The sequence below is a fragment of the Deltaproteobacteria bacterium genome (assembly GCA_020845895.1).
In the GTDB taxonomy this organism is placed as follows: Bacteria; Lernaellota; Lernaellaia; order JACKCT01; family JACKCT01; genus JADLEX01.
In genome coordinates, this window is record JADLEX010000097.1 from 23,053 (window position 1) to 47,180 (window position 24,128).

General features: G+C 65.0%; 15 protein-coding genes and 1 tRNA gene. 12 read left to right on the plus strand and 4 right to left on the minus strand.

The window, feature by feature from the left end; genetic code table 11:
• Positions 1-4 precede the first annotated feature (4 nt).
• From IT350_13040 to IT350_13065, 6 genes are all read left to right on the plus strand, one after another.
• On the plus strand, positions 5-1,216 hold the full coding sequence (locus tag IT350_13040; protein MCC6158968.1) for a DegT/DnrJ/EryC1/StrS family aminotransferase: 1,212 nt from the start codon (positions 5-7) through the stop codon (positions 1,214-1,216).
• Positions 1,207-2,229, plus strand: coding sequence for a polysaccharide deacetylase family protein (locus IT350_13045; GenBank protein ID MCC6158969.1), 1,023 nt, complete (start codon positions 1,207-1,209; stop codon positions 2,227-2,229). The genes IT350_13040 and IT350_13045 overlap by 10 nt, the downstream gene beginning before the upstream one ends.
• Complete coding sequence (locus tag IT350_13050) at positions 2,226-4,289, plus strand: hypothetical protein (protein ID MCC6158970.1); 2,064 nt, start codon at positions 2,226-2,228, stop codon at positions 4,287-4,289. The genes IT350_13045 and IT350_13050 overlap by 4 nt, the downstream gene beginning before the upstream one ends.
• Positions 4,286-5,479, plus strand: coding sequence for a glycosyltransferase (locus tag IT350_13055; protein MCC6158971.1), 1,194 nt, complete (start codon positions 4,286-4,288; stop codon positions 5,477-5,479). The genes IT350_13050 and IT350_13055 overlap by 4 nt, the downstream gene beginning before the upstream one ends.
• Before the next feature lie 435 nt (positions 5,480-5,914).
• Positions 5,915-9,520 (plus strand): vitamin B12-dependent ribonucleotide reductase, encoded by a 3,606-nt coding sequence (locus IT350_13060; protein ID MCC6158972.1) that lies wholly within the window; start codon positions 5,915-5,917, stop codon positions 9,518-9,520.
• Between the two features lie 122 nt (positions 9,521-9,642).
• Positions 9,643-10,122 (plus strand): dCMP deaminase family protein, encoded by a 480-nt coding sequence (locus IT350_13065; GenBank protein ID MCC6158973.1) that lies wholly within the window; start codon positions 9,643-9,645, stop codon positions 10,120-10,122.
• 39 nt (positions 10,123-10,161) lie between these two features.
• Here the strand turns inward: IT350_13065 and IT350_13070 are convergent, their stop codons facing one another.
• Positions 10,162-11,397: a hypothetical protein gene (locus tag IT350_13070; GenBank protein MCC6158974.1), complete on the minus strand. Its 1,236-nt coding sequence runs from the start codon at positions 11,395-11,397 to the stop codon at positions 10,162-10,164.
• A gap of 230 nt (positions 11,398-11,627) precedes the next feature.
• On the opposite strand from IT350_13070, the gene queC reads away from it, so the two are divergent.
• Positions 11,628-12,332, plus strand: a complete 705-nt coding sequence (queC, locus tag IT350_13075; protein MCC6158975.1) for a 7-cyano-7-deazaguanine synthase QueC — start codon at positions 11,628-11,630, stop codon at positions 12,330-12,332.
• A 40-nt stretch (positions 12,333-12,372) separates the two neighbouring features.
• A complete protein-coding gene (locus IT350_13080) occupies positions 12,373-13,524 on the plus strand; it encodes an alpha/beta fold hydrolase (protein ID MCC6158976.1) in 1,152 nt (383 codons plus the stop codon).
• A gap of 76 nt (positions 13,525-13,600) precedes the next feature.
• On the opposite strand, the gene IT350_13085 is transcribed toward IT350_13080, so the two are convergent.
• Positions 13,601-13,673: transfer RNA gene (locus IT350_13085), tRNA-Lys, on the minus strand.
• An 89-nt stretch (positions 13,674-13,762) separates the two neighbouring features.
• Here IT350_13085 and IT350_13090 point away from each other — a divergent pair.
• A complete protein-coding gene (locus IT350_13090; GenBank protein MCC6158977.1) occupies positions 13,763-14,845 on the plus strand; it encodes a PEGA domain-containing protein in 1,083 nt (360 codons plus the stop codon).
• A gap of 477 nt (positions 14,846-15,322) precedes the next feature.
• Positions 15,323-19,093: a DUF559 domain-containing protein gene (locus tag IT350_13095; protein MCC6158978.1), complete on the plus strand. Its 3,771-nt coding sequence runs from the start codon at positions 15,323-15,325 to the stop codon at positions 19,091-19,093.
• 83 nt (positions 19,094-19,176) lie between these two features.
• Here the strand turns inward: IT350_13095 and IT350_13100 are convergent, their stop codons facing one another.
• A complete protein-coding gene (locus IT350_13100) occupies positions 19,177-19,710 on the minus strand; it encodes a penicillin-insensitive murein endopeptidase (protein ID MCC6158979.1) in 534 nt (177 codons plus the stop codon).
• 360 nt (positions 19,711-20,070) lie between these two features.
• On the opposite strand from IT350_13100, the gene IT350_13105 reads away from it, so the two are divergent.
• Complete coding sequence (locus tag IT350_13105; GenBank protein ID MCC6158980.1) at positions 20,071-20,361, plus strand: hypothetical protein; 291 nt, start codon at positions 20,071-20,073, stop codon at positions 20,359-20,361.
• 55 nt (positions 20,362-20,416) lie between these two features.
• Positions 20,417-21,544, plus strand: a complete 1,128-nt coding sequence (locus IT350_13110) for an alpha/beta fold hydrolase (protein MCC6158981.1) — start codon at positions 20,417-20,419, stop codon at positions 21,542-21,544.
• Here IT350_13110 and IT350_13115 read toward each other — a convergent pair.
• The gene (locus IT350_13115; GenBank protein ID MCC6158982.1) at positions 21,514-23,712 is read right to left on the minus strand and encodes a hypothetical protein; all 2,199 of its coding nucleotides are present in this window, start codon (positions 23,710-23,712) and stop codon (positions 21,514-21,516) included. The two genes, IT350_13110 and IT350_13115, sit on opposite strands and share 31 nt — an antisense overlap.
• Positions 23,713-24,128: the final 416 nt, after the last annotated feature.

Below are 24,128 nucleotides of genomic sequence, written 5' to 3' on the forward strand. Positions count from 1 at the left end.
CGCCATGAAGATCGGTCGATTGCCGCCCGTCGCCACGTCGCTGCCGCTGTCGCTCCGCCTTGCTCCGGGGCGGGCCGAGGCGAGCGACGTCGGGCGGCTCGAGTCGCGCATGGCACTCGACCATGGCGCGGATGCCGCCGCCGCGTTCTCGTCGGGTCGGGCGGGGCTCGCGAGGATGCTGGAGCAGATCGCGCTCACGCGTTCGGGCCGGGGCGTTCTTGTGCCCGCTTACACCTGCTATACGGTCGCGTCGGCCATCGTTCGCGCGGGTCTCCTCATCTACCCGACGGACCTGCACCCCGAAACGCTCGATTTCAATTATCGCAATCAGACGCAGCCGCCGCCCGAAGACGTCTTCGCGGTGCTCTCGCCGGGACTTTTCGGACTGCCCCCCGATCTCGCCAAGCTCGGCGAGGTCTGCCGCGCCCATCGCCTGTTTTTCATCGAGGACGCCGCGCAGACGCTCGGCGCGACCGTGGACGGCCGTCCCGCGGGATCGTTCGGCGATCTGTCGCTCTTCAGCTTCGGTCGCGGCAAGCCGCTGGGCGCGATCGGCGGCGGGGTTGTCGCGACGCGCGGCGAAGCGCTGTCCGCGATGCTCGAACGCGCTCGGCTCGCACCGCCCGCAGGCAACCGCATGCGTGCGATGTTGACGGCCCTCGCCGGTGGCGCCGCCGCGAACCGGTTGGTGTTCGCCTGGCTGCGTCTGCTGCCGTTCGTGACCATCGGTCGTTCGGTCTTCGATACCCAATTCGGCGTCGCCGGCCTCGATCCGCCGCGCGCGCGGTTGATTCTCGATGGACTCGCCCGCCTCGCCGGCGTGGTGGAGCGCCGCCAGCAGGTCGCGGCGATGATCGAGGCGCGCCTGTCGGGCGTCCGCGGCGTCATCATCCCCCGCGTTCGGGCTGGGATCTTGGGCGCGGCGCTGCGTTTTCCGGTGATCTTCGAGGACTCCGCCGACCGCGATGCCGCGCTGTTCCGGCTCGTGGGTCGCGGCCTCGGGGCGTCGCCGATGTATCCGAAACCGGTGTACCGCATTGACAAAGCCCGGCCGCATGTCCGAATGGACCTCGGCCCTTTTCCCGGCGCGGAGAAGATCGCCCGGGGTCTCGTCACGCTGCCGACGCACGACGCGGTCGAAGAGCGGGATGTGGACGACATCGCGGCCGTCATCCGAGAGGTGACGTCCGCCGGGAGTGCGCGCGTATGGGATTGAAGCAGACGATCAAACGGGCGGTGGTGGGGCCGCTGTCGGCGGTGGGAACGTGGTCCGCGACGCGCGCTTTGCTGGGCGCGCGAGACGTTGTACTGTGTTATCACCGCGTCGTCGACGACGATCTGTTGAAATACCAGCCCGGCATGGTCGTCTCCGGCCGCGTGTTTCGGCTTCATCTCGAATGGCTCTCGAAGCGGTTCGACATCGTGGACCTGGCGGAACTCGCAAAGAGTCATCTGACCGGCGAGCGGCCCGCGCGGCCCCGCGCCGTCATCACCTTCGATGACGGATGGCTCGACAATTACGAGGTCGCGTTTCCGATCCTGAAGTCGCTGGGCGTTCCGGCAACGATCTACCTGCCGACGGCGTTCGTGGGGCATGACGGCGCATACTGGAACGCGCGTGTTGAACACGCGCTGCGCATCGTGCACGAACGGCTCGACCGTGTGCTCACGGCGTTTCCCGATGAGGGATTACCGGAGGGCTGCGCGTTTTTCATGGATCTGCTCGCCTTGCGGCCCTCGCTTCCGGTGCTCATCGACCGGACGATCGAGACGGTGAAGGTGCTCGATCCGGCCGTCATCGCGCGAATGGCGGACTTCATCGAGGCGCTGGCCGAGATTTCGGACGACCACCCGCGCGCCATCGTGAACTGGCCCGAGGTGATGGAGATGTTCGAGGCGGGCGTGAGCTTCGGTTCGCACTCGGTCAATCACCTAATCATGACGCAGATCTCGGTGGAGGAGTGTCGCCGCGAGATGACGGAAAGCCGCGACGAGATGACGCGGCGCATGGGGATCGCGCCGCTCTCGTTCGCGTACCCCAACGGAAATCACGACGAAAACGTGCGCCGCGAGGCTCGACGCGCCGGTTATCTGTGCGCGGTGGCCGTCGGCGGCGGATTCGTGCCGGGCGGCGTGGATCTGTTCGCCGTTCCGCGCTTTTCCATGCACGAGGGCGGCGCACCCGATGCGGCGACGCTCGACTATCTCCTTTCGGGGTTGCGGGAATGAGCCCGGGATCGCAAGCGACGACAAAAGCCGCATCGACTCGCGGCGTGGCGGCGCGTCTCGCGAAATTCGGGAAGCGCAATCGCGTGATGGTGCTCGACGGCGACACCCGCGCGGCGCTCGCCGTCGCGCGGTCGCTCGGTCGATCGGGCATGGATGTCACCGTGGTGGCCGGTCGACGCGATGCGATGGGATTCGCGAGCAAGTACGCGAACGAAGTTCTCCTAGCCCCGCCGCCGATGGAGGCCCCCGGGGAATACGCCGACGTCATCGTGGAGCGGGCCGCGGGCCTCGATCTCGCGGCGATCGTGCCGTGTGGCGGCGCGTCGATCGCGGCGTTGATGAGCGTCAGGCGCCGCCTCGATCCGTTGGCCGCGCTGGTGATGGCCGCCGATCGGACGATCCGGTTTCTGGCCGATAAGCAGAAGATCATCGACCACGCGAACGCGCACGATGTGGCGGTGCCCCGGACGGTCATCGCGACGAGTCCGTTGAAGATTCCCACTCTGCCGTTTTCGTTTCCGGTTTATGTGCGTCCCGTGCACGCGCTGGTCGAGGAGAATGACGCGCTCGTGCGCATTCGCGTGCGCATGGCGCGAAATCTCGACGAGCTGTCGTACCTGTTGCGTTCGCTGCCCAAAAACGCGTGGCCGTGCCTGATTCAGGCGAAGCTGGTCGGTGAGGACGAAGCATACTATGCCGTCTACCGTCGCGGCGAACCGGTGGTCGAGTTCAGTCATCATCGCCTTCGCGATTTGCCGCGCCTCGGCGGTGCGTCGGTGCTGCGCGAGGCCGCTCCCCCGAGCGATGAGGTCCGCGATCTCGCGAGGCGGTTTCTCGCGCCGCTTCGGATCGACGGACCCGTGATGATGGAGTTCGTCCGCGACCGCCCGGGAGGGCGTCCGTGCCTGCTCAAGGCCAAGCCGCATTTTTGGCGAGCGCTTCAACTCGGAATCGACGCGGGGATCGACTTTCCGCGCTTGGCGCTCGACGTCGCGCTCGGTCGTCGGGCGTCGCCGCCCCCAGCCGTGAGATACGGGCTGCGGTCGCGATGGTTGCTCGGCGACATCGAATACCTGTTGACCTACGTGATGAAGGGACGGCGGATCTGGACGGGGCCGGGACGCGCGCCGGGACGCATCGAGGCGATCGCGCGTTTCATGCAGGAGAGCAAGGATCCCGCGACACGCCTCGAACTCGAGTCGCCCGAAGACATGCGCCCCGCGATCGTCATGCGAAAACGCTTTCGCCTGAGGATGCTGCAAAAGATCCGTTCCGCGATCATGACGCCGTTCGGCAAGGGCCTGAACCGTTACCATGGCGTGGTGATCGTCGAGGATGGCCTAAACCTACTCGATCGGCGCGCGTTCGGCGAGCTCGCGCAACGAATGCAGGCGGCCGGCCTGCGTTTCGTGTGCGTGAATCTGCGCGCGGAGGGCAGGTCGGTCGACGATTATTCGCGTTTCGTTCGCATGTGCGCGCGCAACTCCACGGAGCGTTTCGTGGTCGTGCCCGGCGCGGACTACACGTTCCCCGGCGGGGAGCGGGTGCTGGCCCTCGCGACGAAGACGCTGTTCGATGCGCGCACGATCGAGGCTCTCACGCACGCGGTTCGCGAGGTCGGCGGAGTCACGGTCTGGCACGACGTGCGTATCGGGGAGATGGAAACGAAGACGCAGATCGCCGACCTGGTGAACGGGATCGACATCTGGAGTCCGCCACGCCACGGGCCGTTTGCCCCGTCGTCCCCGCTCGCCGAGGAGTTCGTCGCGCGCATGGAAAACTCCCCCTATCTGGGAGCGTTTCAAACCTGGCCCGCGAGCGAACTGCCCGCGAAACCCCGCGCGTACCTGCGCGCGCATGCCGGATTCCTCTCCGAAATGTCCATCGTGACCGCGCTCGAGTCCGGCGCGTTCGACCTGTGCAGTCCGCTCTTTCGCCTGCGTAACGACCGTGTGAGCTTTCCCGCCGTGCGCGTGGTTTGCTCGTGGCTCAACGTGTTCGCGGCCAAGCCCGGAGTCGAGACGCGGGCGCCGGCTCCCACAGCCGGAGATATCCGGTGACGATCATCGCCGCGGTGTTTTTTGTCGCCTGCGTCATTGCCTTGTTCTTACCATACGTGGGTTATCCCTTCGTTCTGAAGAGTCTCGGCGACGCGCGGGCCGACACGTGGAGATCGAATTCGCCGCTTGCGGACGGGGTCTCCATCATCATCGCCGCATACAACGAAGCGGCGAATATCCGCGCGAAACTCGACAACCTGCTCGCGCAGGACGCACCGCTGCCCATGCAGGTGATCGTCGCCTCCGACGCGTCGGACGACGGCATGGACGACATCGTGCGCGAATACGCGGATCGGGGCGTCGAACTTCTGCGCATGGACGCACGCGGCGGCAAGAGCCTCGCGCAAAACGCCGCTGTCGCGCTCGCACGTCACGAGATCCTCGTGTTCACCGACGCCTCGGTGCTGCTGGACAACGGCGCGATCGCGGCGCTCGTGCGCGAACTGCGCGATCCCACGGTCGGCTGCGTGTCGGGCGAGGACGTCAGCATCTCGGGCAGCGAGCACGACAGCACGCAGGCGGCAGGGTTCTACACGCGTTACGAAATCGCGGTGCGTCGTCTGGAGAACCGGAAACTCGGAACGCTGATCGGGGTTTCCGGGTGCCTGTTCGCGGTGCGTTCGTTTCTGCGCCGCGATGTGCCGCCCGAGGCCGTGGACGATCTCGCCGTGCCGCTGCATGTCGTGGCGCGCGGGTTTCGCGTGGTCGCAACGCCGGACGCGCGCGCCTTCGTGCGCCGGGCGGTCGGTGTTCGGCAGGAATTTCGGCGAAAGGTCCGCACCTTTACCGGTGCGATGTTCACGCTGCGCAACGCGTGGACGCGCGAGGATCGGGTCGGGCTTCGCCGCGCGATGATTCCCATCGTCTTTCACAAACTCGGGCGCTGGCTGGGGCCCGCGTTGGCCGCCGGCGCGCTCGCGTCGTGCGCTTGGCTCGCGCGAACGCACGTTGTTTGGTGCGCGGTGTTGGTCGCGCAACTCAGTGCTTGGGTCGTCGGCGCTTTCGCGTTCGCCCGCGATCTCGCGCGCGACGGCGAATTTCGAAAGCCGGGCGGCGGCGCGGCGGCGAAGCTGACGAAGTTCGCGTCGTTCTTCGTCACGGTGCAGCTCGCCCTCGTCGCGGCCTGGTGGAGGTTCGCGCGCGGCAAGTCCTTCGCCGTCTGGTCGCCGACGGTCCGCGAGACCTCCTGACCGACCTCGTTGACGGAGAATTTCCTCGATTCGAGCCCACGCTGGGGACAGAACGGTTCGTTAAGAATTTCACTTACGCGATGACTCGGCGCGTCAAGCATCGGAAATTCCAGTCGATTCCCGTCGGCCCCCGCCGATTTCCACATTTCCACAGACCTGCCCACAGGTTTTCCCCGCATTGACCGGGTTTTCGGGCGCTGTCACGCTGGCGACGAATCCCGGTCATCGAGCCCACACATAGGAGCATTTTTCCCTTGCGTTCGGACGCGGCGCATACTATATCTAGTGTTCCGCGGTCAAGGAACGAACAAGATCTGGTCAAACGGCGCTTTTCGTATCGCTTGGCCACGGACGCTCGGAACGCGGGGAAAAACGGGTTTTGCGGTTCGTCTTGCGGTTCCCCGGGTGCGGGGATGAGCACATGGAGGGCAGGCGGTGAAGATCAGTCGCAGGTTCACGAAAAAGGGACAGTCCGCGTACGCCGCGTTCAAGTTCGCTCGCCGCACGAGCGAGATCACGAACCCGGACGGCTCGGTCGTTTTTCGCAACGACAACGTGACGGTGCCCGAGCACTGGTCGCAGGTCGCCACGGATATCCTCGCGCAGAAATATTTCCGTCGCACGGGCGTTCCGCAGATGGACGGGGAGGGTAACCCGGTCCAGGACGCGAACGGCGAACCGGTGCTCGGCGGGGAGAACGACGCGCGCCAGGTCTTCGACCGACTCGCCGGCACGTGGGCCGATTGGGGCCGTCGCCACGGCTACTTCGACACGCCCGCCGACGCCCAGTCCTTCGCCGACGAACTCAAGCACATGCTCGCCGCGCAGATCGCCGCGCCCAATTCGCCGCAGTGGTTCAACACGGGTCTGTATTGGGCGTACAACATCAAGGGCAAGCCGCAGGGCCATTTCTTCTTCAACCCCGAATCGAGCCAGGTCGAGCGCTCGGGCAGCGCCTATGAGCGCCCGCAGCCGCACGCGTGCTTCATCCAGTCCGTGTCGGACGACCTCGTCAACGAGGGCGGCATCATGGACCTGTGGACGCGCGAGGCGCGCCTGTTCAAATACGGCTCGGGCACGGGGACGAACTTTTCGAGCCTGCGCGGTTCGGGTGAGCGGCTCTCGGGCGGCGGACGCAGCTCGGGCTTGATGTCGTTCCTGAAGATCGGCGACCGGGCGGCCGGCGCGATCAAATCCGGCGGCACCACGCGCCGGGCAGCGAAGATGGTGTGCCTGGATCTCGATCATCCGGATATCGAGGACTTCGTCGACTGGAAGGCGCGCGAGGAGGAAAAGGTCGCCGCGCTCGTCACGGGCTCCAAGATCATGAAGCGGCTCTTCAACGAGCTGCTCGGCTCGTGTCGCCTCGACGACGGCGTTCTCGAATGCGACCCGCGCAAGAATCCGAAACTCGCCGCCGCGATCAAGGAATGCCGCCACTCGTTCATCCCGGAATCCTACATCCAGCGGATCATGGGCTACGCGCGCCAGGGCTACGCGAGCATCGAGATCGAGGAATACGACATCGACTGGAACAACGAGGCCTACGCCACGGTCTCCGGTCAGAATGCCAACAACTCCGTGCGAATTCCCAACGATTTCTTCGACGCCGTGCAGAAAAACGCGACGTGGAAGCTCTATAACCGCGTCGGCGGCGATCTGTCCAAGGAGATCCCGGCGCGCCACCTGTGGGACAAAATCGCGCGCGCCGCGTGGGCGAGCGCCGACCCCGGCGTGCAGTACAACACGATCATCAACGAATGGCACACGTGTCCGGCGGGCGGGCCGATCAACGCGTCGAACCCGTGCTCCGAGTACATGTTCCTCGACGACACGGCGTGCAATCTCGCATCGATCAACCTCATCAAGTTCCTCGGCGAGGACGGGGTGTTCGACGTCGAGGGATTCCGACACGCCTGCCGCCTGTGGACGATCGTGCTGGAAATCAGCGTGCTCATGGCGTCGTTCCCGAGCCACGAGATCGCGCGCAAGAGCTACGAGTACCGCACGCTCGGCCTGGGTTACGCCAATATCGGTTCGGTCATCATGCACATGGGCCTCGCCTACGACTCCGACAAGGCCCGGGCGATCTGCGGCGCGCTCACGGCGGTCATGTGCTCCGAGTCTTACGCCACCAGCGCCGAACTCGCGAAGCTGCTCGGACCCTTCCCGAAGTACGCGGTGAACCGCGAGTCGATGCTTCGCGTCATCCGCAATCATCGGCGCGCCGCGTACAACGCCGATGCGAAGGAATTCGAGGGACTCACCATTTCGCCGGTCGGCATCGACGAGCAGCACTGCCCCGCCTACATGCTCGAGGCCGCGCGCGCCGGTTGGGACCGCGCCCTCGAGTGGGGCGAGAAATACGGCTATCGCAACGCGCAGGTCACGGTGCTCGCGCCCACGGGCACGATCGGCCTCGTCATGGACTGCGACACCACCGGCGTCGAGCCAGACTACGCGCTCGTGAAGTTCAAGAAACTCGCCGGTGGCGGCTACTTCAAAATCATCAACCAGAGCATTCCGCCGGGGCTGCGCAAGCTCGGTTACACCGACAGCGAGATCGACGCGATCATCGCCTACGCCATCGGACGCAAGACGCTCGCCGGCGCGCCGCACATCAACCACGAGGTGCTGCGCAACAAGGGCTTCGATCAGGACACGCTCGACAGTATCGAAATGGCGCTGCCCACCGCCTTCTCGCTCGACGCCGTCTTCTCGGCGTGGACGCTCGGCGAGGATTTTCTGACGGGTCGCCTGCGTATCGCGAAAGACGTGATCGACCGGCCCGACTTCCGGCTGCTGCGCCACCTGGGTTTCACGCGCGACCAGATCCAGGCCGCGGAAGACTACGCGTTCGGCACCATGACGGTCGAGGGCGCGCCGTACCTGAAGGACGAGCACCTGCCGGTCTTCGATTGCGCCAATCGCTGCGGACGCATCGGCAAGCGGTACATCCCCATCGACGGCCACCTGAAAATGATGGCCGCCGCGCAGCCCTTCATCTCGGGCGCGATCAGCAAGACGGTGAACATGCCGTCGGAAGCGTCGGTCGAGGACGTGCAGGACACGTACCTCAAGGGCTGGAAGCTCATGCTCAAGGGCGTGGCGCTTTACCGCGACGGGTCGAAGCTCTCACAGCCGCTGGCCGGCATGGGCGCCGAGACCGAGGTCGAACAGACGAACGTCGAGGCCGTGGCCGTGCGCATCACCGAGCGCATCGTGTTCCGCTACCTCAGTCAGCGCCGCCGCCTGCCCGAACGTCGCCGGGGATACACGCAGAAAGCGAATATCGGCGGGCACAAGATCTACCTGCGCACCGGCGAATATCAGGACGGCGCGCTCGGCGAGATCTTCCTCGACATGCACAAAGAGGGCGCGGCGTTCCGCAGCCTCATGAACTGCTTCGCAATCGCCGTGAGCCTCGGACTGCAACACGGCGTGCCGCTCGACGAGTTCGTGGACGCCTTCGTCTTCACGCGCTTCGAACCCAACGGCATCGTCACCGGCCACAAGCGCATCAAGATGGCGACCTCGATCGTGGACTACGTGTTCCGCGAACTCGCCATCGCTTATCTCAACCGCACCGATCTCGCCCACAACGAGGACGAGGACGTCATCGAAGACATCTACGAAGACGACGTGGCGGAAGAGGGTTGGGCCGAACCCGCGCATCCGGCGGGAGACGAGGTCGTGGTGCGGGCGTTGCCGTCGAAGACGGCGGATCATCGCATCGAAGCGCGCGGAAGCGCCTCCTTGGGCACGGCGACCGCGGCCGGCATGAAGGCATCTCTGCGCAGCGTTCCCACCGGCGACGCCGCGCCGGTTCGCAAGGGCGAAGTCAAGGTGGAAACGCCGGTCGTCGGCAATCTCGCGGCCGAGGTCGCGCCGCCGAAATCCGAATCGTTCCGCCTCGTTCAGCAGGCCAAGGCCAAGGGATTCACCGGCGACGCCTGCCACGCGTGCGGACAGTTCACCATGGTCCGCAACGGCACGTGCCTCAAGTGCGTGACGTGTGGTGAAACGACCGGCTGTTCGTGATTGATGATATCGACCGGGCGGGGGGAAGGGGCGCTTGTCCCGCCCCTCGTCCGGTCTCGTGAGAACCGGGTCGACGGCACGGCCCGCGCCATTCGACGCACATCGTTATCGGGGAGTCCGTCATGTCTCGCGGGACCTGGCACGAGTATTTCATGAGCGTCGCCGAGGTCGTGGCGTCTCGGGCCACGTGCGACCGGCTCAAGGTCGGCGCGGTCATCGTCAAGGACCACCGCATTCTCACGACGGGCTACAACGGCTCGCTGCCCGGCACACCGCACTGCGACGAGGTCGGGCATCTGGTCAAGGACGGCCACTGCGTGCGCACGATTCACTCGGAGCAAAACGCCGTGTTGCAGGCTGCGCGCTTCGGCATCTCGCTCGACGGCGCGACATGCTACTGCACCTTCAAGCCGTGCCTGTCTTGCCTCAAGACGCTTCTGGGCGCGGGCGTCACGCGCATCATTTACGGCAAGGTCTACGGCAATGAAAAGTCGTATTTCGGCGAGGACGAGATCCTTCGCGGGTTCGACCCTTATCCGCTCCAGTCGCTCGAAGAGGCGATCACCGTGGAGCGCGCCGCCCGCGATTCCGCCGTGGCGTGACTCAGGCTCCAGAATGCGAATGGTTCCGCGCGCCGGGTCTTACGGACACGCCTCGAAAACGTTAGAGATGTTGCTTTCGAAGCACCAGTCGTTCACCTCGCTCAGCGTCCATTCGCTTCCGTCGTAGTCGAGATCGACCACCATCCAAACGGTGCCGGGCGTCTCGCCGTCGGGACGGAAGACGGTGTTGCCGTCCGGGTGGAACACCGTGACCTGAAGCCCGGCCGAAAGTGACATCGCGCGAGACGACGTTGACCCGATATTCGAGTAGTCGTGGACCGCGAATCGATAGGTTCCCGCCGTGCCGGAATTCACCGTCGTGACTTCCGGGCCATTACCCGTCGTGTCGTCCACATCCAGCGAAAAATGCGACCCCCACTGTCTCGCGGCGAAGTACATGAGGTAGAAACCGAGTCCGCCGCACGCGCCGGGGTCGGGGTCGGGGCACGGAGCGAGCAGATGGGAATCGAGGTCGCTGGGTGTGTCGCCCCAGTGAAGTGCGATGCGGACCTGGTCGTCTTCCATGCAGTCGTTGACGAACAAATCGGCGAAGGGCGGTGTGGGATTGTCCTCGAGGACCTCGATCTCGTACTTGGCGACCGCAAGACCCGTTTCCTCGGGGGGTGTGACGACCACGCTGTACCACCCCGCCGGGATCGTGAGGGCGTAGTCACCGGATGCCGAGGTGGTCGTGGTGGCGATCGGTGTCTCGTCGCGCGCAGTCGCCGAGTAGAAATCCAGTTGGGCATTCGCCACAGGGGTCGGCGGATAGACCTCTTTGACGCTGCCGATCAGTGTGGGATCGGCGACGGTGTCATCGTCCCCGGTATCATCATCGCCCGCATCGTCGTCGCCGGAATCGTCATCGTCGGTATCGTCATCGTCGGTGTCGTCGTCGTTCCACCACGGGTCTTCGCCGTTGACGCACACCGATTCGACGCACAGAGCCCATTCTGAACATCCGGACGTATGCTCGAAGCACTCGACCCAGCAATCGGCGTCCGCCGTGCCGCAGACTTCGCCCGCAGTGAGCCCCTCGAAGCATGCGTCGACCTCGCCCGCCAAGGTTTCCTCGCAGGCGGACGGCGCGTCGTCGTCCGTGTCGCCGTCGTCCACATCGTCATCACCGATATCGTCATACACATCGTTGACCGCATCGTCGTCTTTGGATGCGGAGTCTCCGGTAGCTCTTGATGTGCACCCCGGAAACGCGAGAACGGTGACGATGCCGACGCACGCGAGCATACACAGCAACGCCATTCTCGATTGCGACATGATTTCGCCTCCGTGCGATACGGATCGCGCCGAAAACTCCAATCCGCGCCCGGCACGTCGTATATGAATCATCTCACAAAGAATCTCCGATGGGAAGAAAATTCTTTTGCGAATCTCTTGCCCGACTTTTTTCGGCTCGCGGCGCGTTTACGCTGAAGAGGGAACATGCGAGAAGACGGGAGTCGGACCCGGGACCGGCGGACCGGACGAATTCATGGAGGATCGATCGGATGGCCGATCGGGATGCGGAGAACAAGCGGGCGGTCGTCCTGCTGAGCGGCGGGCTCGATTCCACGACGGTGCTCGCCGTCGCGCGTCGCGAGGGCTACGCGCTTCATGCACTCACGTTTCGCTACGGCCAGCGGCACGCCGTGGAGATCGACGCCGCCCGGCGCGTGGCCGTATCCTTCGGCGTCCTGCGGCACGTGATCGCCGACATCGACCTGCGGACCTTCGGCGGTTCGGCGCTGACGGGCGATCTGCCGGTACCCAAGGGGCGTACGGCTGATGAGATGGCGGACGGAATCCCCGTCACCTACGTCCCCGCGCGCAACACGATCTTTCTTTCGTTCGCGCTCGCATTCGCCGAGGTGACCCGGGCGGCCGACATCTTTATCGGCGTCAACGCGCTCGATTACAGCGGCTATCCCGATTGTCGTCCCGAATACATCGAGGCATTCGAGCGCATGGCGAACCTGGCGACGAAGGCGGGCGTCGAAGGGCGAACGCGCGTGAAAATCCACACACCGCTGATCGACCTGACGAAGGCGCGGATCATCGAACTCGGCTTGTCGCTTGGCGTCGACTACGCGCTCACGACGAGCTGCTACGATCCCGACCCCGAAGGCCGCGCCTGCGGCGAATGCGACGCCTGTCGGTTGCGCCTCAAGGGATTTGGCGAGGCGGGCCGCACCGATCCGGCAACGTATCGCTGACGCACTTGCGCGCTACGCGGCACTTCCCGATACTCGCGCCATGTCTTGCATCACCTTCATTCTGGTCATTCTCGCGCTCGGTTGGACGCTGCTGCGTTTTGCGGCCGGGCGATACGCACCCAAACCGCGTCCCGACGAGACGCACTACACCGTCACGTCCGACGGCTGGCGCATCGCGATCCATCGCTGGCGTGCGCGCGGTGCAAGCCCTCACGGCGAACCGGTGCTGCTGCACCACGGCTACTCGGCCAACCACAAGGGATTCGACCTCGGCGTCGGATCGCCGGAAGCGCCCGTGCCGTCAATCGCGCACGCCCTCGCCGATCGCGGGTACGATGTGTGGGCGTGCGACCTGCGGGGCCGCGCCGACAGCGACCGCCCCGTGCCCTTCGGCGAGCGCAAGTGGAACTGGTCGGTTGACGACTACATCCATCGCGACGACCCGGCGATCGTGGACTACATCCTCTTCCGCTCCGCGTATTCGCAGCTCCACTGGATCGGCCACAGCATGGGCGGTCTTCTGCTCTTCTGCCATTGCGGCGTGCACGGCTCGTCGCGGGTCGCGTCGGGGATCACCGTGGGCTCGGGAATCGATTACTCCGACTCCGGCTCGTACTACATCCCGCTGCTGCGTTTTCATCCCCTGATCCGTTGGATGAAACGCAATCACCTCGGCCTGATCTCGAAGATTTCCTCGCCGATGGACGGCCGAGGGCATACGATCACCGAGGAGTTCAATTATTGGCCGTCGAACACGGCCCCCGCAGCCGGGCGAGCCATCCACGCGGGCGTCATCAACGACGTATCTGGAAACGTCACGAAACAAATGACGACGCTGTTTTCACCCGGCGGATTCCGATCTGCGGACGACTCCGTGCGTTATGCCGACAAGATGTCGTCCATCGAAACGCCGATCCTGCTTCTCGGCGGAGACCGCGACCGCCAGGCGCCGCCGATACTGATCGACCGGACGCTGTCGCAGCTCGGCCACGCGCGTCATGCCAAGGCGCAATTCGGACCGGAGCACGGCCACCGCGATCACTACGGCCACTTCGACCTGCTGGTGGGCCTGCGCGCCGAGACCGAGGTCTTCCCGACGATCTTCGATTGGATCGAGAAGCATCCCGCGAAGAAGAAGGACGCCGCCGCTCAGCCCGGCGCGTCGCCGAAGGCAAAATCGAAACGGTCGTAACGTCGTTCGCGCGGTCGGTCAGGGCGGAAAGAAAAACGGGTCAGGCGAAAACCGCCCAACCCGTTGATTTCTTTGATAGGCCTGGAGGGATTCGAACCCCCGACCAAGGGATTAAGAGTCCCCTGCTCTACCAGCTGAGCTACAGACCCTCGAACGGCGCGCACTTTACGAATGCGCGTGCTTGCTGTCAAGAAATTCCCGGCGTAAACGGATGCTTCGGCACAGGAGCGTGTTGACGGTGGCACATCCCATTCTGGGCGGCCTTTGGCCGCTGATGATCGTGTTCGCGGCGCTCGGCGCTTTGGGCGCGGGCGGGGCAGGGGCGCCGATCGGCGTGGACGACCTGCTCGGCGTTTTCACCACGTCCGGCGATTCGCCCGCGGGATTCGTCGCGGGATACATCGAGTTTTCGCCCGACCATTCCTGGGTATGCGTCACGCATACCGATGTTGATCGCGACCGCGTCGCGGATCAGGTGAAGGTGCGTCGCGGCACCTTCCGCATCGGCGCGCAGCCGTCGGGGACAGTCGTCCGCATGACGACGGATGACGGCGCCGCACTCGCTTCGCCGGAATCGCCCGCGTTCCGCGACCGGCGCGTGATGGGTTTTCGCTGGGAGGGCAGGGCGTATGCGCGCAAGGCGTTCGATCAGCCCTACTTCAACTACGCCGAAGACGAGAAACCCAAAGCGCAGGCGATCGCGGTGCGCAGCGACCCCCCGGGCGGCACCGTGTTCTTCAACGGCGCGGCGCAGTCCGACCGCACCCCGATGACCATCGAGACGCCGATCGCGGGCGTCGATCACGAGGTGCGCGTCGAGATGCCGGGGTTCATGCCCGGCGTGCGTACGGTGAACGCGAAGCCCGGCGAGCGCGTGGAGGTCGAGATCGATCTGCGCGAGGGGCTCGCCGAGCTGTGGGTCCGCTCCAGACCGCGCATGCGCGTGGAGATCGACGGCGGCCTGCGCGGCGACACGCCGCTCAAGCTGAACGACCTGACCCTCGGCGAGCACCGCGTGCGCCTGAGCCTTGCGGCGTCGGGCCTCGAGCACGAGGAGACGGTCGTGCTGAAACGCGGCGAGATCACGAAGATCTCGCGCAACTTCATGGGGCGGCTTTCGATCGACGTCGGAATCGCGGCGGACGTGATGGACGCGGACGGCAAACGCGTCGGCGTCGCGCCGCTCGTCGAAAAATCGCTGCCCGTGGGACGGCATCTGCTCACGCTGCGCGCGCCGGACGGTCGCGAGACACGCGTGAGCGTGGACATCCGCCTGAACGAGCTGACGACGTTCACGCAGCCCTTCGACGCGCTGCCGTGAGGCCCTCACCCCGGCTCGCTTCGCTCGCCACCCCTCTCCCGTCTGACGGGAGAGGGGCCGGGGGTGAGGGCGACTATTCTCCCCCCTTTTCATCGGTTCGCATTTCGACCAATCTCATTCGACACGAAAACGCAGGACGGGTCCGACGTGGCAACGATTGCGCCCGATGAAAACGCCGTAAAGACATTCATCGATCGCTGGCTCGAGTCGAGCGCTCACGAGCGCGCGAACAAGGACCTGTTTTTCATTGAACTGTGCGAAGCCCTCGGCGTCGATCGCCCCGGACCCAAGGACCGCTCGCCCGACTACTGCTTCGAAAAAGACGTCGCCATCGACACGCCGGACGGGCGCGCCTCGACCGGCGCCATCGATTTCTACCGGCGCAACTCGTTTGTCTGCGAGGCCAAACAGGGCAGCGAATCGGGCGACGCGACGATCGGCACCGCGCGGCGCGGCACCGCGACATGGGACAAGGCCATGCGCGCCGCGTTCGGTCAGGCGCTGCGTTATGCGAACTATCTGCCCGACGGCAAACCGCCCTTTCTCATCACGTGCGACATCGGCAACGTCTTCGAAATCTGGACCGGCTTTGGCGGCCAATACGGCGGCTACGGCGCGCGGCGTACCATCGAATTTGCACAACTCGCCGACCCGGCCGTCCGCGAATACTTCGTCAAGATCTTCAACGATCCCCTCGATCTCGACCCCGCCCGCCACGCGCAGCGCGTCACGCGAGAGGTGGCCGCCAAACTCGCGGACCTCGCCCGCGCGCTCGAAGCCGACCCGCACGATCCTGAACTGGTCGCCCAATTCCTCATGCGCTCGATCTTCACCATGTTCTGCGAGGACGTGGGGTTGCTGCCCGACAAACTGTTCACGAGCGCCATCCGCGATCACTGGATTCCGAACCCGCGCATGTTCCAGGCGGGTGTCGAGCAGCTCTGGCAGGCCATGCGCGACGGCTCGCCCTTCGGCTTCGTCGGCAAACTCCTGCGTTTCAACGGCGGTCTGTTCAACACGTGGCAATCGCTCCCCATGACCGAGGCGCAACTGCGCCTGTTGCAGGAAGCCGCCGCGTGCGATTGGGCGAACGTCGAGCCCGCTATTTTCGGCACGCTGGTCGAACGCGCGTTGGACCCCGTCGAGCGCCGCGCGCTCGGCGCGCATTTCACGCCGCGCGAATACATCGAGCGCCTGGTGCGTCCCGCCGTCATCGAGCCCGTACGGGCCGAATGGGAAATCGCCCAGGCCGAGGCGCGGCAGATCATGGAGTCGACCCTCACCCCCGTCCCCTCTCCCGTCGACATGAAGGCCCTCACCCCCAACCCCTCTCCCGTCAGACGGGAGAGGGGTGCCGAAGGCGGGGAGAGGGCTCCTAAAATTGAGATGGCCCGCGAATTCAGGAAAAATCCGACAGATACAGAGGACGTTCTTTGGCAGGCGCTTCGCGATCGACAACTTGGCGGACGAAAGTTTCGTCGGCAGCATCCGGTCGACGGCTATATCGTCGACTTTTATTGTCACGAAGCGCGTCTGGCCGTGGAGGTCGATGGTCCCATTCATGACGGGCAACAAGAACACGACGAGTTGCGACAAGAGGCGATCGAGAAACACGGCATCCGATTCGTCCGCTTGAAAAGCGAAGACGTGGAACTCCGTCTGACGGACTGCCTGCGGGAGATCGAAGCGGCCCTCACCCCCGTCCCCTCTCCCGTCGAGAATGCGGCCCTCACCCCCGTCCCCTCTCCCGTCGGACGGGAGAGGGGTGCCGAAGGCGGGGTGAGGGAACCCTCCGACGCCGACCGGAAAAAAGCGGCCGCCGTGATCCGCCGATTTCACTCATCGCTCGTCCACACGCGGGTGCTCGATCCGGCCTGCGGCAGCGGAAACTTCCTCTACGTCACCCTCGATCTGTTCAAGGAGATCGAGGCCGAGGTTCTGCGCGAACTGACCGACCTGGGCGACCGGCAATCGCTGATGGAAGTCGAGGGCCTGTCCGTCAATCCCGGCCAGTTTCTCGGCATCGAGATCAACCCGCGCGCCCGCGAGATCGCCGACCTCGTTTTGTGGCTCGGCTATTTGCAATGGCAACGACGCGTTTACGGCGAACGCACCCCGCCCGAGCCCGTTTTGCAACCCTACAAAAACATCGTCTGCCGCGACGCGGTGCTCGATTACGACGACGTGAAACCGCGCCTCGACGCGGACGGCAAGCCGATCACGACGTGGGATCAACGCACTTTCAAGACAAGTGCGATCACGGGCAAAGAGGTTCCCGACGAAGACGCTCGCGTGCCGGTTTTCGACTACGTGAACGCGCGTCCGGCCGAATGGCCGGAAGCGGATTACGTGGTCAGCAATCCGCCGTTTGTGGGCGACAAGATGATGCGGTTCGCCCTTGGCGACGGATATGTCGAAACCCTCCGCGCGACCTACCCAAACATGGGTCACAGCGACCTTGTGATGTACTGGTGGGAAAAGGCGGCAGGCTTGGTCCGTGCCGAGAAATTAAAGCGGTTTGGTTTCATTACCACGAACAGCATTACACAGGTCTTCAATCGAAAGGTGATCGAGTGCGCCCTCACGCCCGGTACCTCTTCCGTCGAGAACTCGACCCTCACCCCCGTCCCCTCTCCCGTCAGACGGGAGAGGGGTGCCGAAGGCGGGGTGAGGGGTCCTCGCATAAGTGTCGCCCTCGCTTGGGCGATCCCCGACCACCCGTGGGTGGACGCCGGTGCCGACGTGCGAATCGCGATGACCGTCGGCGTGAGGGCCGATCGTCTTGCAGGTCAACCGGTTTTAGGCGAGGTCACATTCGAGGAGCGTGAGCAGTTTAAAGAGCCGCAGGCCCGGCGTGTGGAGATCGCCTACCGCATCGTTCCGCGCGTCCATGCCGACCTATCGGGAGGGGCCAATCTCACGTCATGTGTTCCGCTTGCCGCCAACGTCGGTCTTTCGTCCTTCGGTATGATGCTCGCCGGACGGGGTTTCGTCTTGAGCGAGAACGAGTACCACCAACTCCTCTGCGGCGGTCGGAACGCGCCGGTGCTTAAGCGCCTCGTCAACGCCCGCGACATTGTCCAGAAGGATCGTGGCCTCTATGTCATTGATTTCTTCGGACTGACGGTAGAAGAGGCGGCACAACGCTACCCCGAGCCATACCAAAGACTCTTGGACCATGTAAAACCGGAACGCGACGCCAACCGTTCAAGCACGATGAAGGACAATTGGTGGTTGTTCGGTCGAACCAGACCAGCACTTAGGGAAACTTTACGCGGCCTTCGCCGGTACGTCGCGGTTCCCGAGACCTCGAAGCACATTCCCTTCGTCTTGGTCGACATCGACGTACTCGTGGAGCACGGAGCCATCGCATTCGCGCTGGAAGATGCGTTCTTCTTCGGCGTGATGTCGAGTCGGCTTCATCACATCTGGTCTCTGGAGGTTGGGTCGACCTTGGAAGACCGCCCCAGATACCGAAACAACACTTGTTTCGACCCGTTCCCCTTCCCCGACGCCACCGACGAACAGAAGGCCCGCATCCGAGAACTCGGCGAGCGGCTGGACGCGCACCGCAAACGCGTGCAGGCCGAACATCCCGATGTGACGTTGACGGGCATGTACAACGCGCTGGAAGCTTTGAGAGCCCTCACCCCCAGCCCCTCTCCCGTCGAGAATGCGGCCCTCACCCCGCCTTCGGCACCCCTCTCCCGTCGGACGGGAGAGGGGCTGGGGGTGAGGGCCTACAACCTCGCGTTCCACGAGCGGGCGCTCATCGGCATCCTGAAACAAATCCACGACGAACTCGACGCGGCGGTCGCCGAGGCTTACGGCTGGCCGGTCGATCTGCCCGACGACGAAATTCTTACGCGGCTCGTCGCCCTCAACCACGAGCGCGCCGAGGAAGAAAAGCGCGGCATCGTGCGTTGGCTGCGTCCCGAGTTTCAGAATCCGGGTGGACGCACGAAGCCCGCGCAGGCGGAAATGGACGTCGACACGCCGGAACCCGCGAGCCCCAAGCCCCAGGCCGCAAGCCTCCCTTGGCCGAAGGAAGTGCCCGAACAGCTGAAGGCGATCCGCGACTGGCTCGCGTCGCAACCCGGCCTGTGGTCCGCGAGCGATATCGCCGCCGCGTTCAAGGGCGCGCGCAAAAGTGCCGTGGAAAAACACGTGCGTTCGCTGGAGAGCCTCGGGCTGTTGGTCTCGGCGGGAGACGGCGACGCCGCGCGCTGGGGCGCGGTGAGCCGGTAGCGGGGTGAGGCCCTCACCCCGGCTCGCTTCGCTCGCCTCCCCTCTCCCGTCATGACGGGAGAGGGGCCGGAGGTGAGGGTCTATTACTCCGCGCAGCCGTCGTCGCCTTCGGAGCACTTGAAACGCACGTGCAGGTGATCGCGGTGGCCGGGGACGTGGCGGATGATCGCCTTCGCGCGCGGGCCGCGCGGATATTGGAACCACGCTTCTAGGCGCTGCGGCGGGTAGATCTCGCGCACGTGTTCGTAGAGAAGACGTTGCACCGAATTGTCGATGAAGATGTACTGGACGCGCTCGGTGAGCAGCATTGTCTCGATGAGATACCAGGTGCGTTCCACGTCGAAGTTCGCGGTCGTGGCGGGGATGAACATGCGGCCGGGCGGCTTGCCGAGGTAGTAGAATCCCAGGTCGATGTCGCGGCCCGATTGGTGGCTGCGGTGCGGCGCGATCGGCCCGCCTTCGCGATGCGAGATGTCGCCGAGTACGAGGTCATGCGCGTCGGGGAATGCGCGGCGCGTCTCCTCGATCGCGACGGCGAGCAGCGCCGCCGTCTCGTCCGTCGCCCAGCACTGATCGGGATTCACCACGACCGCGCCGGGGAACGAACGCAACTGCACGCCATTTTCGAGCCGCCCCGCATTCGGCCGTCCGACCGATCGCGACATCCCAACGGGACTTGTGATGTTAGGCACGGTTCTTTCGGGGATTTTCGCGGCGCAGGACGAAAGCGCGGGCGCGACGGCAAGAGCGAGAAAAAGCGCCGCGAGGATTCTACGCATGGGTGACTTTATCCGCCGCGCGGATATTTTTGTCGATATGCCGCCGCCCGGGAATCCCGCGAACAGGCGAAAGTCACGCGGTCGGAACATCGCGGTCAATCGAAATCCCGGCGAACGCCGGCATCGCGGCGCCGCCCGGATCTTGATCGGTCCCGGCGGCGGGGGTAAGGTACTTGGACAGAACGTCGGAGGCCGCGCGTGGACAAATCGAATCTGTCGGACTTTTTCGATCAGGCCAGGGACAAGGCTCGGCAGGTCTCGCGGGCGCTCGTGCTCTTCGAGCCCGAGCCGCCGTTTCGCGGGCGCGGTCTGCTGACGGTGCTCGTGACCACGGCGAGCCTCATCACGGTCACGATTCTCGGCGGCGTCACGCTGTCCTCCCTCGTCGTACTGCTGCTCGCGCTCGCGCTCATCATGCTGATTCTGACGCGCGTGCTGGGGATCGATTTCGACGTCGCGCCGGAGGAGATCTTCGGCTTCCGACCGTAGTCATGTGATGTTTTTCGTGGATGACGCACTGCGTTTTGTGACGGGTCGTTGACGCATGGACATTGCCCGCCTCGCGGATTTTCCCGACATTCCGGTCGACGTTTCGGCGCGCGTGGTCGTCAACCGCGGTCACCAGTTCCTCGTCTCGCAGGCGGCGCGGGTGAGTTCGGGCGGCATCTCGCTGGTCGTGCGCGAAACGCTGCCGCTCGGCGCGCTCGTCGACATCGAGTTCGCGATTGTGGACGAGCTGCACCCCTATCGCGGCGAGGCCCGCGTGAAGTCCTGCGAGCCGGGGGGCGCGAAGGGCGAGTACCAACTCGACCTCGAATTCACGCGCGTCACGCACAAAAGCCTGACGTTTCGCGAGACGCTCATCGACTGGAATCGCAAGCGACGCGTCGTCGTTCAGCTCGCCGTCGATGCGGCGCAGTACGTGCGCCATCAGGCCAGGGGCAACCGGCTCGACGACAAGGATTTCGGCCTGCGCGGCGCGGGGCATCGGCGGTCGGTGCTGCTGATTCACGGATTTCTGGGCACGCGCGGCGCGATGTTCCTGATGGAGCAGCACCTCAAGGCGAAGGGATTTCCCGTCTTTTCGATCACGCTCGGCTGGCTCAACGTCCACGACATCAACCGTTCAGCGCAGCAGATCGCCGAGCGCGTCGAAACGATCCGCCGCAGGTTCGACCTCGACCGAATCAACATTCTCGGTCACTCGATGGGCGGTCTGATCGGCTTGCAGTACATCAAATGCTTCGGCGGCGCGGATCACGTGAACAAGCTCGTCACCGTCGGCACGCCGTTCGGCGGAGCTCGGCTCGCGACGGCGGCAATGATCGCGATGCCGTGGTTCGGCCTGATCGCGCCGAGCACGCGCCAGATGCAGCCGCACAGCCAATTCCTGTCGCAATTGATCGCGCCGCCGCTGCCGGACGGCGTGCGCGTCGTCTGCCTCGCGGCGATGCACGACGCGGTGGTGCATCCGCGGGCGTGCGTGCTCGACGGCGCCCGCAACATCCTGATGGCGACGAATCACGCCGGGCTGGTCGTGTCGCCGCGCCTGTTCGCCATCGTGGAGCGGGAACTCGGCGGACCGACGGCATCGCCGGAGCGGCGACGCGCGGACCTGGCGATCGTTCGTGACGAAGAGGCTCAGGGCGCGGCGGTCGATCCCGCCATTTGAAACGCGGCGAGCGACGCGGACCGGGCGTCGGCCCCGTAGCGCCGCTGTACGATTCGCTCCGCAGTCGTCACCGGCATCACCTGTGCCATCTTGAGCCGCGTCCCGTAAAACGAGAGCGTGAGAAGCTGCCCGCTCGCGCCGTCGTCGCCGAGAAACTCACCCAATGGAATGTCCACCGGTCCGAGCCCCGCGAGCCCCGCCACGCGCGAGCCGGCGAGCACGACTTCGGCCCCCGCGGCAAGCGACGCGCGCACGGCGTCGACGTCGGCCGCTTGCGGCAGAACGACGATGTGAATCCCCTCGGATGTCGGCGGGACGGGGTTCGTTCCGATGGTCACCGGCAACCCCCGGACGAGATAGGCGGCCGATTCGCCGGTTTCGTCACCGTCGAGGAGCACTCTCCGGATGCCGGCGTCACCGATTCGCGCCCGCGCGCCGAGCGCCCGCAGTAGGAACGCATCGGAAGCTTCGCCCGCGTCCCAGAAGGCCGCGAGGTCGTATTTGCGGATCTGCGGCAGAATCGAATACACGGGACGCAGCCGCTGCGCGATGGGGTCCTCGGCCTCGGCGCCGGAGCCGGTGACGATGCGCGTGACGCGCACCGACGCGGGGTCGAATCCTTCCGGCGCGCGCACGGTGCCGCCGATGGCGATGGTGCGGATCTGGTAGGGATCGAAGCGCGTGACCGGGGCGTCGGCGGCGAACTCCGCCGGCACGAGCAGGGGGTAATTGGGGAAATAGGTCGAGACCGTCGGCGAGGATTTCGATGCGCAGAAGGCGACGTTGCTGACGAGCGGGTTGTCGCCGTTGACGGCGACGATCTCGAGTCGTCCGTCGAGGGCATCGACGGGCATGAGGCCGAGAATGGCGTGATCTGCGAGAATCGCCTCGGTGAGCTCCTCGGCGGTGTCGAAGGTCCGCAGTTCCGCGACCAGCGGAGCGTCGAGCTGCGCCGACAGGATGCGCGCGAGCGGACCGACCGAGCCGAGCACGATGGGGCCGGGCTCGCCGTTCAATTCCTTCCAGTCCCCGATCTTGCCCGCGAAGACGTCGCGCAGACGCTGCGTCGAAACGCGGTTCACGAGTTTCTGGTGCGAGCACGCGAGGGCGGGGATCAGCCGTGACGGCACGATCGGGTTGAAGTGCCACTCGGTCGGAACGCTCAGCACGAGCGAGGAAAACTCGATCGGCGGTCGTTCCTGAAACGACTTTCCGATGACCTTGAGGAAGTTGCCGTAGTAGATCTTTTCGAGCAGGTCGTCGGACAGCGCGAGGCCGCCGAACTCGCGCGGTACCCACGCGCGCGCCTCGTCCATCAGGCGCATCCGGTTCGTTTCGCGCTCCAGAAACGCGCGATACGCCTTCTGCGTCTGCATCCCCCACACGCCGTGGCGATAGAGCCGGTGGTCGAACTGCAGGCCGCCCGCGAAGAGGATGCGGTCTTGCCAAAGCGTGAAGACTTCGGCCGCGGCGTCGCCCTGCTCCAGGATCTCGCCGAAACGCTGCTCGAACCCCGGTCCGCCGTCGCCGCCGATGGAAACGTACAGATTATTGTGCAGCTCCATCGCGGTTTGCACGAGCGCGAGGTCGCCGGGCATGCCCAGCAGCCCCGCGCCGATGACGCGCATCTCCGGGTGGTCGAAGAGCACCGCCGACAACTCGTCGAGGAATTCTCGCCCGGCGATATGCGCGAAGACCGGCACGCCGTACAGCTCGACGTACTGATACAGCCCTTCCATCTCCGGGGCGTCGAGCCGGCGCTCTCCGGTCTCGCCGCGCCGCCAAAGCGCCAGGCCCCGCGCGCCGCGCTGGTGCAGGGCCTTGAACGTTTCGAGCGGCGCGGGATCGTCGGACGCGATGGTGACAAAGGGGATGAGAATGCCTTTCGACTCCTCGAAGGCCTTGAGCACCAGTTCGTTGGGATCGGGGGTCGGGCCGGGGTCGGGGAAAGGGGCTTGGACCGCGGGCTCGCGGCTTCCGGCGATTAACGCTACGCCGGTCAGTCCCGCCTGCTGGATGGAGTATACCAGCTCGTCCGCCCGGTCCTCGCGCGTCAGGTATTCGTGGGCAGAGTAGACGGGTTTTTCGTCGTAGTACGCATCGCGGCAGCCGCTGGCCCCGGCGAGGGCCAACATCGCGAAAACAATTAGGAATTTTCGTCGCACCATGCCGCATGGTCCCCCGAAGCGCGCGGATTCTTCCACAGGGGCGAAACGGTGTCAAACGGCGCCGCCAAATGACGCACTGGAAGTCGGGAATGCGGCCTCTCGGCGCGGCCGCCAGAACCGAAGATCAGTCCATCGCGCGTGTGGTGGGAGTGGTGCGGGTGAGCCGATCCTTGGGCCTGCGCCGCTACGCTCGCAGGGAAATGCACCGAAACCATTCAGCGTTTCGACGTTGAAACAGTTCATCGCCGATCAAATTCTTATGTCGATAGCCGACCTGTGCCGCGCCACCGGTCATTCCGATTGCTCGCGGTCTGTCATCCTGAGCGCAGCGAAGGATCTTCCCGTCCAAAAAGACCAGTCGTTTCAACGGTTTATCCGTTGCCATTTCATGTTTTACTGGAAGAATCTCAGCAGCC